At 70.6% G+C, this 14,638-nt stretch carries 12 protein-coding genes and 1 tRNA gene; 7 read left to right on the plus strand and 6 right to left on the minus strand.

Features of this window, described 5'->3' with window-relative positions:
- Positions 1–80: 80 nt before the first annotated feature.
- The 5 genes from ACZ4FH_RS33120 to ACZ4FH_RS33140 all read left to right on the plus strand — a co-directional run bounded on the left by ACZ4FH_RS33120 (position 81) and on the right by ACZ4FH_RS33140 (position 5,949).
- On the plus strand, positions 81–755 hold the full coding sequence (locus tag ACZ4FH_RS33120) for an ABC transporter ATP-binding protein (protein ID WP_467309477.1): 675 nt from the start codon (positions 81–83) through the stop codon (positions 753–755).
- An 83-nt stretch (positions 756–838) separates the two neighbouring features.
- Positions 839–3,064: an FtsX-like permease family protein gene (locus ACZ4FH_RS33125; RefSeq protein WP_467309536.1), complete on the plus strand. Its 2,226-nt coding sequence runs from the start codon at positions 839–841 to the stop codon at positions 3,062–3,064.
- Positions 3,065–3,215: 151 nt separating this feature from the next.
- Entirely contained in the window at positions 3,216–4,178 is a 963-nt protein-coding gene (locus ACZ4FH_RS33130) for a hypothetical protein (protein WP_467309478.1), read from the plus strand.
- Between the two features lie 54 nt (positions 4,179–4,232).
- Positions 4,233–4,541, plus strand: a complete 309-nt coding sequence (locus ACZ4FH_RS33135; RefSeq protein ID WP_467309479.1) for a hypothetical protein — start codon at positions 4,233–4,235, stop codon at positions 4,539–4,541.
- Positions 4,542–4,626: 85 nt separating this feature from the next.
- Positions 4,627–5,949 (plus strand): MFS transporter, encoded by a 1,323-nt coding sequence (locus tag ACZ4FH_RS33140; RefSeq protein ID WP_467309480.1) that lies wholly within the window; start codon positions 4,627–4,629, stop codon positions 5,947–5,949.
- Positions 5,950–6,020: 71 nt separating this feature from the next.
- Here the strand turns inward: ACZ4FH_RS33140 and ACZ4FH_RS33145 are convergent, their stop codons facing one another.
- Positions 6,021–6,854, minus strand: coding sequence for a PIG-L family deacetylase (locus ACZ4FH_RS33145; protein WP_467309481.1), 834 nt, complete (start codon positions 6,852–6,854; stop codon positions 6,021–6,023).
- Between the two features lie 416 nt (positions 6,855–7,270).
- Here ACZ4FH_RS33145 and ACZ4FH_RS33150 point away from each other — a divergent pair, with 416 nt between their 5' ends.
- Positions 7,271–8,158: a serine protein kinase RIO gene (locus ACZ4FH_RS33150; RefSeq protein WP_467309482.1), complete on the plus strand. Its 888-nt coding sequence runs from the start codon at positions 7,271–7,273 to the stop codon at positions 8,156–8,158.
- Positions 8,159–8,349: 191 nt separating this feature from the next.
- Here the strand turns inward: ACZ4FH_RS33150 and ACZ4FH_RS33155 are convergent, their stop codons facing one another.
- The 4 genes from ACZ4FH_RS33155 to ACZ4FH_RS33170 all read right to left on the minus strand — a co-directional run bounded on the left by ACZ4FH_RS33155 (position 8,350) and on the right by ACZ4FH_RS33170 (position 11,547).
- The gene (locus ACZ4FH_RS33155) at positions 8,350–8,766 is read right to left on the minus strand and encodes a YeeE/YedE thiosulfate transporter family protein (protein WP_467309483.1); all 417 of its coding nucleotides are present in this window, start codon (positions 8,764–8,766) and stop codon (positions 8,350–8,352) included.
- Positions 8,766–9,407, minus strand: a complete 642-nt coding sequence (locus ACZ4FH_RS33160) for a YeeE/YedE family protein (protein ID WP_467309484.1) — start codon at positions 9,405–9,407, stop codon at positions 8,766–8,768. Before ACZ4FH_RS33160 ends, ACZ4FH_RS33155 begins: the two co-directional genes overlap by 1 nt.
- A 1,019-nt stretch (positions 9,408–10,426) precedes the next feature.
- Positions 10,427–10,500 (minus strand) — tRNA-Pro (locus ACZ4FH_RS33165).
- A 105-nt stretch (positions 10,501–10,605) separates the two neighbouring features.
- Positions 10,606–11,547 carry a metallophosphoesterase gene (locus ACZ4FH_RS33170; RefSeq protein ID WP_467309485.1) on the minus strand — a complete coding sequence of 314 codons (942 nt, stop codon included), beginning with the start codon at positions 11,545–11,547 and terminating at the stop codon, positions 10,606–10,608.
- A gap of 79 nt (positions 11,548–11,626) precedes the next feature.
- On the opposite strand from ACZ4FH_RS33170, the gene ACZ4FH_RS33175 reads away from it, so the two are divergent.
- Positions 11,627–12,091: a GatB/YqeY domain-containing protein gene (locus ACZ4FH_RS33175; RefSeq protein ID WP_467309486.1), complete on the plus strand. Its 465-nt coding sequence runs from the start codon at positions 11,627–11,629 to the stop codon at positions 12,089–12,091.
- A 78-nt stretch (positions 12,092–12,169) separates the two neighbouring features.
- Here ACZ4FH_RS33175 and ACZ4FH_RS33180 read toward each other — a convergent pair whose 3' ends face one another.
- On the minus strand, positions 12,170–14,386 hold the full coding sequence (locus ACZ4FH_RS33180; RefSeq protein ID WP_467309487.1) for a transglycosylase domain-containing protein: 2,217 nt from the start codon (positions 14,384–14,386) through the stop codon (positions 12,170–12,172).
- Positions 14,387–14,638: the final 252 nt, after the last annotated feature.

Raw genomic sequence — 14,638 nt, forward strand, 5'->3', positions numbered from 1 at the left:
CGTGCGGCAGGCCCCGGGAGCCAGGCCCCGGCGTCGCCGCGGACCGATGAGTCACGGCGAGACAAGAGGTGCCGCTCACCATGGATGCCATCCTCCGCGCGACGGGTGTGGAGTTGCGCTACGGCGCACACAAGGCCGTATGCGGCGTGGACTTCACGCTGGACCCCGGCGAGGTCTGCGCGATCATGGGCAGCAGCGGATCGGGGAAGTCGTCCCTGCTGCACTGCTTGGCCGGGGTATTGCCGCCCACGCGCGGTGAGGTCTCCTTCGACGGCGTGCCGTTGCGGAGACTCGATGACGAGGAACTGAGCGCGGTGCGCAGGGAACGGTTCGGGTTCGTCTTCCAGTACGGGGAACTGCTCCCGGAACTGACTGTGGAGGAGAACGCCGCATTGCCGCTTCGCCTGGCCGGACAGCGCAAGGCGGCGGCCCACGAGACGGCAGGCGAGGTCCTGGGCCGGCTGGGGCTCGCAGAGCTGCGGCAGCGCCGGACCTCGGAGATCTCCGGGGGACAGGCTCAGCGGGTCGCGGTGGCGCGGGCCCTGGTCCACCGCCCCGCGGTCGTCTTCGCGGACGAACCGACGGGAGCGCTCGACAGCGTCAACGCCGAAGCAGTGCTGGGGGAGTTCCTGGCTCTGGCGCGGTCCCAGGGCACAGCTGTCGTGATGGTGACGCACGACGCCTCGGTGGCCGCCCGCGCGGACAACCGCTACACGATGGCCGACGGGTCTCTGGCCAGGCAGGCGATGTCGTGAACTCTTCGTCCGTCACCTCGCTCCTCATCGGGCTGCGCCTGCTGCGCGGCGCCGGCCGGGTGGGGCGTGCCCGCTTCCTGCTGATGACCCTCGGTTGCGCGGCAGGCGTCGCGTGCCTCGCCGCCGTGCTGACCGTTCCGGCGATCCTGGACGCCCATGACGACCGGGCCGCGGCACGCGAGCCGCGTGTGGTGACCGGTGTCTACCACGCCCGGTCCGCCGAAGACACGGTCTTCCTGACCCGCCAGGACTCTTACGGCTCCCAGCCGTTCAATCGGATGCTCCTCACGGTGCCGGCCGGGAGCCGCGTGCCCGCGCCGCCCGGGGTCGACCGGCTCCCCGGACCTGGTGAGGTGATCGTCTCCCCGCGCCTGCGCGAGATCCTGGCCGAGCAACCGGGCCTCGCCGGGCTGCTCCCCGGGCGCATCACGGGAACGATCCGGCCCGAAGGGCTCACCGGCCCCGACGAGCTGTACGCCTACATCGGCCGCACGCAGGCACAACTACCGGATGAGGCACGCCCGTTGGCTGGCTTCGGTTCGCGCAGGGCACCGTCCGGCGTCGTGGACGAATCGACCCTGGACATCCTGCGATTCGCCCTGGTCTGCCTGGTGCTGCTGCCACTGGCCGTGTTCCTGTCCGTGTGCGCGCGGCTCTCCGCCGAGTCCAGGGCGCGGCGGCTCGCGGCGCTGCGGCTGCTCGGGCTGAGCGTGAAGGGAGCGATGCGGGTCGACGCCGTGGAGACGGTGGCCGCCGCGTCCCTCGGGGCGCTCCTCGGCACCGGTGTGTACGCCCTCGCCAACGAGGCACTTGCCGAGGTCGGCCTGCCGGGGCTCCAGTGGTACCCGCCCGACGGCCGCCCGTCCGGCACCGTCCTCGCCGTCTGTCTTCTCGTCTGCCCCGTTCTCGCCTGGCTCGTCGGACGCCACCGGGCCCGCGAAGCGGCGCTGCGCCCGCTCCAGGTCCGGCGGGGCGCACTGCCCCGTTCTCCGAGGAAGTACGGACTGCTGCTGCTCCTGCCGGGACTCGGCGTCATCAGCGGGTACTGCGCCCTCGGGGCCCTCGGGCGGGATATTTCGGGAGGGTCGGCCAACGCGTTGCTCGTCCCTGTCGGGGTGCTGCTGACCGGGGGCGGCCTCGTTCTCGCGCTCGCCCCGGTCACCGCCTGGCTTGCCAAACGGTTGGCAGGCTCCACGCAGTCGCTCTCCCTGACCCTCGCCATGCGCCGCAACGAGGTCGAGCCCGGTGCCTCGCTGCGCGTGGTCACCGGCCTGGTCCTCCTCGTGTACGCCGCGTCGCTCGCTCAGGGCGTTCTTGTGGAGCTGGCCCACGTCAGCAAGCCGATGTCCTCGACCCAGGAGTACAACGTCCCGCTCGCCGAACTGGACGCGGGGCAGCGCGCCCGTATGCGTCGGGTCGAGGGCGCGCGGTCGAACGTCGTCGAGATGGACTCGGCGGTGGCGAACGGCGAGTTCACCCGGTCCGGGATCATGGCCGTGGTTGCCGACTGTGCGCAGTTGGCCGGGTTTACCGCTCAGCCGCCCCGGGGCTGTACGGACGGCAGAGTCCAGCGTCTCGTCGACTCGGAGTTCGCCGAGGATTCGGACATTCGTCCCGGGCAGGCCTACACCTTCGTGCTGCGCACGGCCGACGGGAAGGGTAAAGAGAAGTTCCCGGTCACCATTCCTCGGAGTGCCGTTCACATCCGGGCGTGGCAACCTTCGGCCTTCATGGGGGCGCATATTGTCATCCCGCCCTCGCTGCTTCCCGCCGGGCAATGGCCGGAGGACGGACAGCTCGTCCTGCTGTCGGACTCCGCGCCGAGCGCCGTACGTACGGTGCTCGACGGGATCGGTGCCATCGCCCCGACGGCGAGGATCGAGCCGGTGGGCATCAATGTGGAGGGCCTTCAGCAGATCACCGTGGTCAAGAGCCTGCTCGCGGCCGGCATGATTCTCGGGCTGTTCATCGGGGTCGCCGCCTTCGCCGTGTCCGCCGCCGACCGGGCCATGGAACGGCGGGGCAAGATCGCCGCGCTCCACCTCCTCGGCGCCCGCCCCCGCACGGTCCGGGCGGCCCAGTGTGTCCAGGTGTTGCTGCCGCTCGCCGTCGGCCTGGTCGGTGCCCTGGTGGCCGGCCGTCTCGCGGAGTCCAGCTATCTGATCACCGGCGGCGGCACCGTCTACTGGGACGGCGAGGGCCTGCCGCTCCTCGTGGCCTGCACCGTCGCCGTCCTGATCGTCGCGGCACTGGCCTCGCTGCCTCTCACCCGCCGCCATGTCGAGCTGAGACATATCCGACGCGACTGATCCGGAGGCCGTCGAACGGCCGGTCCGGGGAGGCTGGGGGTCTCCGCGAGATTCCGTCCCTCAGCGCTCGCCATATACCCCCCAGGGGTATATGGTTCCGAGTGTCGCCCCGACCGGACGACGTCGGACGCACCGCAGCCAGGGAGATGTCATGACGAACCACATCGGACACGGCAGCCACACGAATCAGCCGAACCACGCATCGCACGCAGGCCACGCCGGCCATGGCGCGCACGCCGGCCATGCCGGTCACGGCGGGGACCAGCCCGGTGGGCTGGCGGTCTCGCGGAGCGGGTACACGCTGGAGCTCGACGCGACGGTGTTCACCGCAGGTCGCCGGACGGTCACCTTCCGGGTGACGGGCCCCGACGGCCGGCCGGTGACCGAGTTCGTGCCCGAGCACGAGAAGGAACTGCACTTCATAGCCGTGCGGCGCGACACGGCGGGGTTCCAGCACGTGCACCCGGTGCGGGACGCACAGGGCACCTGGAGCACCGAACTGGAGCTGGAGCCGGGGGACTGGCGGTTCTTCACCGACATCCACCCCGCCGCCCACACCGGCACCCTGACCCTGGGCGCCGACGCGTCGGTCGCCGGCCTCTACGAGCCGCGCCCGCTGCCGGAGGCCACGGGGATCGCGCGGATCGGTGAGTACGGTGTCGCGCTGGACGGAGGGCTTCTGCCCGGCGAGGCGAGTGAGCTGACGCTCACGGTGAGCAGAAACGGCGTTCCCGTGACCGACCTCCAGCCGTACCTGGCGGCGTACGGGCACCTGGTGGCGCTGCGGGTCGGCGACCTCGGATATCTCCATGTGCACCCGGACGGCGCCCCCGGCGACGGGGTCACCGCACCCGGCCCGGAGATCACGTTCATGGCGGTGGCACCGACGGCCGGCACGTACCGGCTGTTCCTGGACTTCCAGCACGACGGCGTCGTACGGACGGCCGAGTTCACGGTGCGCACCACCGAGCCCGAGGCCGGCGGCCCGGCGGAGGCCGCGCAGGAGGAGACCGCCGAGCACACCGGCCACCACGGCGCGCACCACGAGGGTCACCACGGCACGCACCACGAAGGTCACCACGAGGGTCACCAGGCAACCCACGCCCACCACTGACCTCAGCCCCCGCCCCCGCTCACCGCCCACACCCGTCGCGGAAGGAGAAGAGACATGCCCAGCCTGACCCGGCTCACGCCCGAAGCGGCGGTGGGCACCTCGCGCGGGCTGCCGGCCGACCTCGCCACCCCCACCCGGCACGGCACGTCGGACGATCCCGCCGTCACGGCGGCTATCGCCCCCGCCCTCCAGGTCCACCGCGAGCCGGTGGCGATCGCCGACGACCAGATCACCGCGCTGCGCGCGCACAGCTGTAGCAATCGCGCGACAGCCGATGCCGCCGGAGTCGTCGCGCTCAACGTCCCCACCGGCGCCTTCGACCTCCTGGCCGGACTCACTCCGGGAGGCGAGGCCGGTGCGTAGAGAAGACATCCCCGTCTGTACACGGGGGGCGCGGGCTCCGCCCGAAGAGCCCGCGCTCGCCGCATGGATCCGGAAGGAACCCGTCATGCGACTGTTCGCCGTCCGCGACTACCGGCACCTGTTCGGTGCCCAGGTCATCGCCCTGTTCGGTACGGGACTGACCACCGTTGCCCTCGGGCTGCTGGCCTACGAACTCGCCGGCCCACGTGCCGGAATGGTCCTCGGCACCGCCCTGACCATCAAGATGGTCATGTACGTCGTGATCGCGCCACTGGCCGCCGCGTACATCGACCGGCTTCCCCGAAGAGCCCTCCTCGTCGTCCTCGACGTCATCCGGGGCGCGGTGGCGCTCGCGCTGCCGCTGGTGACCGAGATCTGGCAGGTCTATGTGCTGATCGGCCTGCTGCAGGCCGCGTCCGCCGCGTTCACCCCGACGTTCCAGGCCGTCATCCCCGACATCGTCACCGACGAGGCCGCCTACACGCGTGCGCTGTCCGCGTCCCAGGTCGCCTCGACCATGGAGAGCCTGCTCAGCCCCGTGCTGGCCGCCGTCGCGCTGACGTTCATGACCTTCGACCGGCTCTTCCTCGGCACCTCGGCGGGGTTCGTCGTCTCCGCCCTGCTCGTCCTGTCGACGCGCATCCCGGACGCCCGAGCGGGTGCGCACACCAAGGCGTGGGACAAGGTGGCGGGCGGTATCAGGACGTTCGTCACCACGCCCCGGCTGCGGGGGGTCATGGCGCTCAACCTCGTGGTGGCGGCGGCCGGTTCGATCGTCGTCGTCAGCACCGTCAACTATGTGCGCGACGCGTTGGACGGCTCGCAGTCGGACGTCGCCCGGATGCTCGCCGCCTCCGGTACGGGAACGCTCCTGGCCGCCCTCGTCCTGCCCCGTGTACTCGACCGGGTCGCCGCCCGCAGCGTCATGCTGACCGGCGCGGGCGTCCTCGTGGGCGGTACGGCGGCGGCGGTCACCACGGTCGCGGCCGGTCTCACCACCTGGGCGGGTACGGCGGTCGTCTGGGCCGTCATCGGAGTGGGCATGGCGCTGGTCATCACCCCGACCGGCAAGGTCCTGCGCGACTCCGCCGGGCCCCACGCGATACCCGAGGTCTTCGCGGCGCAGTTCTCCCTGTCCCACCTGGCCTGGCTGATCACGTACCCGATCGCGGGATGGCTCGGTACGGCCGGGGGCTTCACGCTCACCTGGTCGGTCCTGGCGGCCCTCGCGGTGACCGGCGCGGTGGGAGCCCTGCTGCTGTGGCGGCGCGAGGAGGAGCGGGACACGGTCCGGTTCCCGGCCGGGGCCGGCACGGCGACGGGCGCCTCAGGCGCCACCGCCGCCCCGGAGTCCGTGGCGGTGCGGGGTCCCGGTGCGGACCGGACGACGCTGACCAAGGCCGCGTAAGGAATGCGGAACGGGCTCGACCGGCCCGGCCCGACCGCCCCGTCGAGGGCGCCGGGCCGGGCGGTGCGGTGTCAGCGCAGCCCGGCGAAGAGGTCGTTCTCGGGAACGGGGGCGCCGGTGGTGTCCCTGACCCGCAGGAAGGTCTCCACGCCCATCAGTTCACCGAACCGCTCCTTGCCCATCTTGAGGAAGAAGATGTTCTCGCCCTGGCTGGCGTGCGCGGCCAGCGCGTCGAACTTCTGGCCGCTGAACGGGGAGGTGTCCACCCAAGTGGTGATCTCGTCGTCGGGAAGCCCGATCTCGGCCATGGCGGCGGCCTCCTCAGGACTCGGCTCGGGAGCGTTCTCGTCGAACTCGCGCATGGTCTCGCCGAAGCGCTGCATCACCGAGCGCGGCATCGTCGTCCAGTAGACCTTCGGCGTCAGACCGGTCAGCTCCAGCGCGGCCATGGTGATCCGGTGGGCCTGGATGTGGTCGGGGTGGCCGTAGAAGCCGTTCTCGTCGTAGGTGACGACGACATCGGGCCGGTACCGGAGCATCAGCTCCGCCAGCCGGGCGGCGCCCTCCTCCACCGGGGTCTGCCAGAAGGATCCCGGGGCCTCGTTACTGGGCCAGCCGACCATTCCGGAGTCGGCGTAGTCCAGCATCTCCAGATCACTGATCTTCAGGGCGTCGCAGCTCGCCCGGAGCTCCTCGCGGCGCATCGCCGCGACGGCCGCCGGATCGTGCCCGGGGTCACCGGGCTTGGTCCCCCCGGGCCCGTCGCCGCACCCGCCGTCGGTACAGGTCACGAGCACGGTGCGGATGCCCTCGGCCGCGTAGCGCGCGAGGATTCCGCCGGTTCCGGTGGCCTCGTCGTCCGGGTGGGCGTGCACGGCCATGAGGGTCAGGGGTCGGTCGGTCATGTTGCAGTCCTCCTGCGGAGTGCGCGTCGTGCGATGGTCCGGTACGGGTGGGGGACGGGGCGTCGGACAGCCGGAGCGGAGTAGCCGGCCGTCGGGCGAACGGCTCCGGTACACCCCGCCTCCACGCACGCGAAGCAGCCCCGGCGTCGGTCACCGCATCCGCCGGCCGGCCGCTTCCGCGTCTCTCCGCTTCCCCCGTCGTCCCCTTCCCCGTAGGTGCAACCGCGCGGACGGGACGCACTGTTCCCGAAGCCGGGACCGGTTAATTCGGTTGCGTGGATGCGAGCGGGCCAGCAAGGTGGGGCGCGTTGTGCAGCAGTTCGTGCTGCCTGGACCCAAGGAGGGCTGACAGATGTTCGTCACTGTGCTGCGGCATGTCCGCACCCGTCCCTCTTCTTTCTCCAGGAGCACATCAGATGTCTTCCGACGTCTCCCGTACCTTCAGCACCACCCACACTGACCACCCCTTCTCCGACGACGCCTTCGCCTTCCGGTTCGACGCCGTCCAGGAACGGCTCGGCGCCGATCAGCGCTGGTCGACCTGGCTCGACGTGGAACGCGGTTCGCGCGGCCCGGAGCCCCGCCCCGACTGGGTCGTGACCGAACAGGCCGCGATCGATACGGAACTGGGCATTCTCAAGACCGGCAAGGAAGCCGACGTCTTCCTGCTCGAACGAGCCGTGGACCGCATCGGCGACAACCCCGCGCGCCATTCCCTCCTGGCGGCCAAGCGCTACCGGACCGAGGAGCACCGCTCCTTCCACCGCAGCGCCTCGTACGTCGAGGGCCGCCGTACGCAGAACAGCCGCGACAGCCGCGCCCTGGCCAAGAAGACCGCGCACGGCAGGAGCGTCGCGGCCGCACAGTGGGCGTACGCGGAGTGGGAAGCGCTCTGCCGACTCTGGCAGGCGGGCGTTCCGGTTCCGTACCCCGTACAGGTGGACGGCACCGAGCTGTTGATGGAGTTCATCGACGACGGCGAGGGCGGTGCCGCCCCGAGGCTCGCCCAGGTCCGGCCCGAGCGCGCCCTGCTCGCGTCCTACTTCGACCAGCTCCGCGCCGGCATGCGCGAGCTGGCCCGAGCGGGCCTCGCCCACGGCGACCTCTCCCCGTACAACGTGCTGGCCCAGGGCGACCGGCTCGTGATGATCGACCTGCCCCAGGTGGTCGACATCGTCGGCAATCCGCAGGGCATGGACTTCCTCATGCGGGACTGCCACAACATGTGTACCTGGTTCACCAAACGCGGCCTGGAGACCGACGAGGACGAGCTCTTCGCGGACCTCCTGGCGATGGTGTTCTGAGACCGCGACGCTCCGGCCCGGCCGGGGCGCGGTTCTCCGAAGGGGCACGGGTACGTCGCCGTGGTCCGGACACAACGGTTCCGGGCCACGGCGACGGTCATGCGAGGAGTGCCGGGGGTGCGTGCCCTACGCGCCCCGCTGAGGACTGCCGGGGGGAGTGTGCTCGACGCGCCCCGCCGGACGGCCCGTACCTACAGGCCGCAGGAGCCCCGGTCCAGGTGGAAGTGGCGTCCGTTGGCCCAGCGGCACAGCCGCATGCCGACCATGACCCCGACGATGGTGATCAGCGCGGGCAGGTATCCGCCGGCCACCTGGACGAGAGGGATCGCCGGGCAGCCGCCGGAGAGCGCCCAGCCCGTGCCGAACATCACCGCGCCGGGGACGACGCCTCCATGGATCCGGGTCCGGACGCGCTGCGGCCGCATCAGGGCGAACGCCACCACGAGGATTCCGACCGCGCCCGCGAAGGAGTAGAACATCCGCAGGTCCTGGAAGGTGAACATGCGGTTCAGCTCGGCGTAGTCGCCGAAGCCGATCCGGAAGACGGTGTAGCCGAAGGCCAGCCCGGTGATGACGCTGGCCAGCAGAACCGCGCCCCTCGTGCGCATCAGATCACCTTCCACAGCAGGAACGAGACGCCGACGGCGGTCCCGAAGAACACGGCGGTCGCGACCAGGCTGACCGGCTGCAGACGCCCGCAGCCGTTGAGCCCGTGCCCCGAACTGCACCCGCCGGCCAGCCGCGTACCGAAGCCGACCAGTACGCCCCCGACGAAGAGGACCGCGGTCATGACGACCGGGTTCGCGGTGACCACGTCCCGGAATCCGGGGCCCATGTCGAGACGCGGATGGAACCGCCCCGTGGTGAGCGCGGCGATCAGACCGCCGACGAAGATCGACACCAGCAGGGCGGCATGCGTGAACAGCGGTGCGGGCGTCCGCTCCGGCGCCGGGGCTTCCTGACGCGGCGTCGGCCCCGTCACATGTGGAGCGGGCGGCGGGGGCGGAGCCACGGGCCCGGCCGGTCCGGTACCGAAGTGCTCGGCCGTCGCCGCGGCCAGCGCCGCGGTGAGCGCCTTCTCGTCGGCGAACTCCTCGTCCATCCGCTCCAGCCGGCGCTCCCTGCGCCAGTGCAGCACGCGGTCCCACGCGGACGAGACCCCGAAGGAACGATCCGTCGTCAGCGCGTAGTTGACCGTGACCAGGGCGAGCCCCGCGGCACCCGCCCACCAGGGCCAGTAGCCACTCATGCGGGCCCTCCCATCCACGCGGTGAGCCGAGCCCACCAGCCACGCTTCGGCCGGGCGTCGTGCCGGTGATCACGAGGAGACCCCGGCACCCCGTCACGCGACACCGCGGCGGGCTCGTACGGCCGGCTTCCGTAGGGCTGACCACCGTATTGCTGGGCGCCATACGACTGACCGCCGTACGACTGACCGCCGTACGACTGCCCCCCGTACGGATCCGGCTGGGCCTGCTGAGTCTGTTGGGTCTGCTGGGCCTGCTGGGTCTGTCGTGCCTGCGAAGTCTGCGGGTAGGGCTGCTGCGGTACGGCGGCGCCGCCCGTGCCCACTCCTGTCTCCGCCTGCGTGCTTTCCAGATGGTGCGCCTGGGCCCCGTTGGGCAGCAGGCTGATCGGCACACGTTCGCCCGTGAGCGACATCCGGTAGCGCGCACAGCTCTGCCATTGATCCGCGCTGTCGCAGTAGTAATCGCGCCACCCTTGCAGACTCTCCCTGAGATAAGGGAAAAGGGGGCATCCTGCTGCGTGCGAGCAACTCACGTTGCTCCCTTCTGACCGGCGCACACCGCCTTCCCATGAGGACGGCTGCCGTTCTCGGTCTCTTGCCCTGCCACGTTCGAATGATCGAGGTCACAGGCGCGGCCATGGCCTGTCGCAGTGCGGAGCAGGGGCTTCCCGCCTCGACCGGGCGTGATGCAACCACTGATCCGGTACGCCGGGCAACTCCGTGCGACGGCCCCGTCCGACGCCCCGCACCGGGCGCGGAATAGTACGCAATATCGGCCACAGGGAGCTCATAAAGGTCACGCGCGCACCGGCGGACGTGGTGGTCGAGCGGTGCCCTTGTGGCGGCCCTGTGAAATCAGGCGTCGTCCACGACGGAATCCCGCGTTCATCTGTGATGAAACCGTTGGCATGGGAGGCCCGCGGCGACGCCGCGCGAGGCGCTGGGGCGTCCACCCTCGGAAACCACTCAGGGGCCTGATCCACTAAGTGGATCAGGCCCCTGACCTGGTCTTACGGCTGTCGGGGTGGCGGGATTTGAACCCACGACCTCTTCGTCCCGAACGAAGCGCGCTGCCAAGCTGCGCTACACCCCGATCGTCGCTGGTCTCCCGGCGACATCGATTACTTTAGCCCACCCGCGCCCGGAGACGAAATCCGCTTTTCGCCGCTGGGGCGGGAGGGCCCGGTGGCGGTCGGGGTCAGGCGTCGCGGGCCGTGAGGGTGAGGAGGGTCGCTTCCGGGGGGCAGGCGAAGCGGACCGGGGTGTAGCGGTTGGTACCGCAGCCGGCGGAGACGTGGAGGTAGGCGCGGTGGCCGTCGGCCGTGTGGGTGGAGAGGCCCTTGACGCGGTCGGTGTCGAGGTCGCAGTTGGTGACCAGGGCGCCGTAGAAGGGGATGCAGAGCTGGCCGCCGTGGGTGTGACCGGCCAGGACCAGGGGGTAACCGTCCGAGGTGAAGGCGTCGAGCGAGCGCAGATAGGGGGCGTGGACGACGCCGATCGAGAGGTCGGCGCCCGATTCGGGGCCGCCGGACACCTCCGCGTACCGGTCGCGCTTGATGTGCGGGTCGTCGAGGCCGGTGAAGGCCAGGTCCAGGCCCTCCACCTTGAGCCGGCCGCGGGTGTTGGAGAGGTTGAGCCAGCCCGCCTCGTCGAAGGCGTCGCGCATCGGCTCCCACGGGTTGTGGACGACGCCGACCGCGGGGGCGTTCCCGTTGAGGCCGTGCTTGCCGGCCGCCTTCTCGACGAGGTAGCGGGCGGGGTTGCGGAGCTTCGGGCCGTAGTAGTCGTTGGAGCCGAACACGTACACGCCGGGGAACTCCATCAGCGGCCCCAGCGCGTCCAGCAGCTCCGGGACGGCCTCCGGGTCGGAGAGGTTGTCGCCGGTGTTCACGACGAAGTCGGGGCGCAGCCCGGCCAGGGACTGCAGCCAGGCGCGCTTCTTGCGCTGGCCGGAGACCATGTGGATGTCGGAGACCTGCAGCACGCGCAACGGGCGTGTCCCGGGCGGGAGTACGGGGACGGCGACCCGTCGGAGGCGGAACGAGCGGGCCTCGAATCCGGCCGCGTAGGCGAGGCCGAGGGCGCCGGCCGCGGCGGTGACCGCCGTGATTTTGAGGGGGACTCCGTAGCGTGCGCGCATGCGCCCATCGTCGCAGACGGGGTGTGCCCGCGGGAAAACCGGCGGGCGTCGGGCGCACCGCACCTGCCACAATCACTGCATGACCACGCTCAAGTCCAAGCTGCAGGAAGACCTCACGGCGGCCATCAGGGCGCGCGACGAGCTGACCTCGTCCACGCTCCGGCTGACGCTCACCGCCATCACCAAGGAGGAGGTCGGCGGCAAGACGTCGCGCGAACTCTCCGACGACGAGGTGCAGAAGGTGATCGCCAAGGAGGCGAAGAAGCGCCGCGAGGCGGCCGAGGCCTTCGCCCAGGGCGGCCGGGCCGAGCAGGCCGAGCGGGAGAAGAAGGAGGGTGCGCTGCTCGACACGTACCTTCCGCAGCAGCTGGGCGACGAGGAGCTGTCCGCGATCGTGGCGTCCGCCGTCGAGGAGGCGAAGGCCGCCGGTGCCGAGGGGCCGCGCGCGATGGGCGCGGTCATGAAGATCGTGGGCCCGAAGGTCGCGGGGCGGGCCGAGGGCGGCCGGGTGGCCGCCGCCGTGAAGAAGCTTCTCGCGGGCTGAGCCCGCGCGTAGGACGAAGGGGGCGTCCCACCGGCCGGTGGGACGCCCCCTTCGTCATGTCATGCCCGCGGATCCCGGTCAGGGACCGTTCTGCCCGCGGCCGTGACCGCCGCCGAGCACGTCCGGCGGGATGCTGATGCCGGGGAACGGGCTGTCGTCGCCGGGGCGGTCGTCGCCCTCGCCCGGCTTCTTCTTGTCCTTCTTGCCCTTGTCCTCCTTCGGCTTCGCCCGCGGCACGTCGACCGGGTTGAAGCCGGGGGTCTGCGAGGCGTCCAGGGAACCGGTCATCGCGGTCCGCCAGATCGGGCCGGGCAGACAGCCACCGCAGACGTCCTCGTAGTACTGACCGCCGATGACGATGTCGCTCATCGGGATCTGGCGCGAACCGTCGCTGCCGACCCAGACGGCGGTGGAGAGGTTCGGGGTGTAGCCGACGAACCAGGCGTTCTTGCGCTCGTCGGTCGTACCGGTCTTGCCCGCGTTGTCGCGGTCGCTGAGACCGGCCGACTTGCCGGTCCCGTCCTCGACGACGCCCTTAAGCATCTGGTTGATGGTGTCGGCCGTGTGCTCGCTCATGGCGCGGTCGCACTGCGTCTTCGGCACGTCGATCTTCTTGCCGTCCGGCTTGGTCACCGAGAGGATCGCGATCGGCGAGCAGTAGGTGCCCCGGTTGGCGAAGGTCGCGTAGACGGCGGCCATCGCCAGCGGCGTGGACTCCTGGCCGCCGAGCGTGGTGTTGGCGACCTGCCACAGCGGCTTGTTGTCACCGCGGTTGTAGCCGACCTTCTTGGCCATGGTGAGGGTGTCGCAGAGGGTGGTCTGCTGTTCGAGCTTCGCGAAGTAGGTGTTGATCGACTTGCCCAGCGCGCTGGTCATGTCGAACATCCCCTTCTCCTCCTCCGTCTCGTTCTCCACGCTCCACGGCTTGTCGTCCGTGGGGCGGCCCTCACAGGTGAGGAAGGCGTCGGCGGGCAGGCTGATCTTCGACGGCGTGTCGTAGCTCTGCGCCGGGCTGATGCCCTTCTCCAGCGCGGCCGCCGCGGTGATCGGCTTGAACGTCGAACCGACCTGGAAGCCGGCGTAGCTGCCGCCCATCTTGTGGTCGACGGAGAGGTTCAGCACGGTCTGGTGCTTGGACTGGTCCAGACCGTACGGACGGGACTGGGCCATCGCCAGGATCTGGCCGGTGCCGGGCTGGACCTGGACCACCGAGGCCGCGACCTTGTCGGTCTCGTTGACCCGGGAGGTGGCGGCCTCGTTCGAGGCGGCCTGGGAGCGCGGGTTCAGCGTGGTCTTGATGGTGAGGCCGCCGGTGGCCCAGAGCTTGGCCCGGTCCTTGGCGGTCTTCCCGAAGGCCGGGTCGCCCGTCACGATCTGGCGGACGTAGTCGCAGAAGAAGCCGGAGCCGCTGACGGCGGTGATGCAGCCGTTCTTCGGCCGCTTCACCTTCAGCTTGATCGGGGTCGCCATGGCCTTGTCGGCCTGCTGCCGCGAGATGTCGCCGACGTCGGCCATCCGCTGGAGCACGGTGTTGCGACGCTTGGTCGCCTCCTCCGTGTCGTTGACGGGGTCGTAGCGGCTGGGCGACTGCACGATGCCGGCCAGCAGCGCGGCCTCCTCCAGCTTCAGGTCCTTCGCCGACTTGGAGAAGTAGCGCTGGGAGGCCGCCTCGACGCCGTAGGCCTGCTGCCCGAAGAAGGTGATGTTGAGGTAGTTCTCCAGGATCTTCTTCTTGCCGAGTTCTTCCTCGACCTGGATCGCGTACTTCAGCTCCTGGACCTTGCGGCCCATCGTCTGCTGGGTGGCCTCGGCGACCTTGGCCGGGTCGTCGCCCGCCTCCTCGACGAAGACGTTCTTCACGTACTGCTGGGTGAGGGTGGACGCGCCCTCGGCGGTCCCGCCGGCCTGCACGTTGCGGTTCATCGCGCGCAGGATGCCCTTGAGGTCGACCGCGCCGTGCTCGTAGAAGCGGGCGTCCTCGATCGCGATGATCGCCTTCTGCATGTACGGGGAGATCTTCGTCAGCGGCACCACCGTGCGGTCACGGGAGTAGACCGTGGCGATCTGGCCGCCCTGGTTGTCCAGGATGGTCGTGCGCTGGCTGAGCGGTGGGGTCTTCAGGTTCGACGGGATCTCGTCGAATCCGTCCACCGTGCCCTTGGCCGCGAGACCCAGTGCTCCGGCGGCCGGCAGGGCGATGCCCGCCAGGACCACTCCGGACAGTGCTGCGACACCGAGGAACTTGGCGGCCTGCTGGGTTGCGGTGAGACCCCCGCCCGAGCGCTTCTTTGGCATAGGGGGCAGCCTAAACCGTCATGATGAGCATTCCGTAGGAACGGGTGCCTGTCGGAGCGTTCGAGCACCGGACCGTGACACGATCGGGTGTGCGATCGTTGCGCGGAGTGGCGGAGCCCTCACCGGTACGGGATGCCACGCATCGGATGCGCGCACCGGATGTTCTCGGACGGACCGCTTCCGCTTCTGCCCCTGCGTTCATACGTGCGGGAAGGGGTGTCCCGTGCGCGCCCACGGGGCTCGTCACCGTGG

It is taken from the genome of Streptomyces sp. NPDC024555 (genome assembly GCF_055559335.1).

Excerpts from the sequence above, each read along its gene's own strand:
- ACZ4FH_RS33125 (WP_467309536.1), top strand. The coding sequence starts at position 839 with ATGACCCTCGGTTGCGCGGCAGGCGTCGCGTGCCTCGCCGCCGTGCTG.
- ACZ4FH_RS33160 (WP_467309484.1), bottom strand. The coding sequence starts at position 9,407 with ATGAGTGGCTACTGGCCCTGGTGGGCGGGTGCCGCGGGGCTCGCCCTG.
- ACZ4FH_RS33155 (WP_467309483.1), bottom strand. The coding sequence starts at position 8,766 with ATGCGCACGAGGGGCGCGGTTCTGCTGGCCAGCGTCATCACCGGGCTG.
- ACZ4FH_RS33135 (WP_467309479.1), top strand. The coding sequence starts at position 4,233 with ATGCCCAGCCTGACCCGGCTCACGCCCGAAGCGGCGGTGGGCACCTCG.
- ACZ4FH_RS33180 (WP_467309487.1), bottom strand. The coding sequence starts at position 14,386 with ATGCCAAAGAAGCGCTCGGGCGGGGGTCTCACCGCAACCCAGCAGGCC.
- ACZ4FH_RS33145 (WP_467309481.1), bottom strand. The coding sequence starts at position 6,854 with ATGACCGACCGACCCCTGACCCTCATGGCCGTGCACGCCCACCCGGAC.
- ACZ4FH_RS33120 (WP_467309477.1), top strand. The coding sequence starts at position 81 with ATGGATGCCATCCTCCGCGCGACGGGTGTGGAGTTGCGCTACGGCGCA.
- ACZ4FH_RS33170 (WP_467309485.1), bottom strand. The coding sequence starts at position 11,547 with ATGCGCGCACGCTACGGAGTCCCCCTCAAAATCACGGCGGTCACCGCC.
- ACZ4FH_RS33175 (WP_467309486.1), top strand. The coding sequence starts at position 11,627 with ATGACCACGCTCAAGTCCAAGCTGCAGGAAGACCTCACGGCGGCCATC.
- ACZ4FH_RS33140 (WP_467309480.1), top strand. The coding sequence starts at position 4,627 with ATGCGACTGTTCGCCGTCCGCGACTACCGGCACCTGTTCGGTGCCCAG.
- ACZ4FH_RS33150 (WP_467309482.1), top strand. The coding sequence starts at position 7,271 with ATGTCTTCCGACGTCTCCCGTACCTTCAGCACCACCCACACTGACCAC.
- ACZ4FH_RS33130 (WP_467309478.1), top strand. The coding sequence starts at position 3,216 with ATGACGAACCACATCGGACACGGCAGCCACACGAATCAGCCGAACCAC.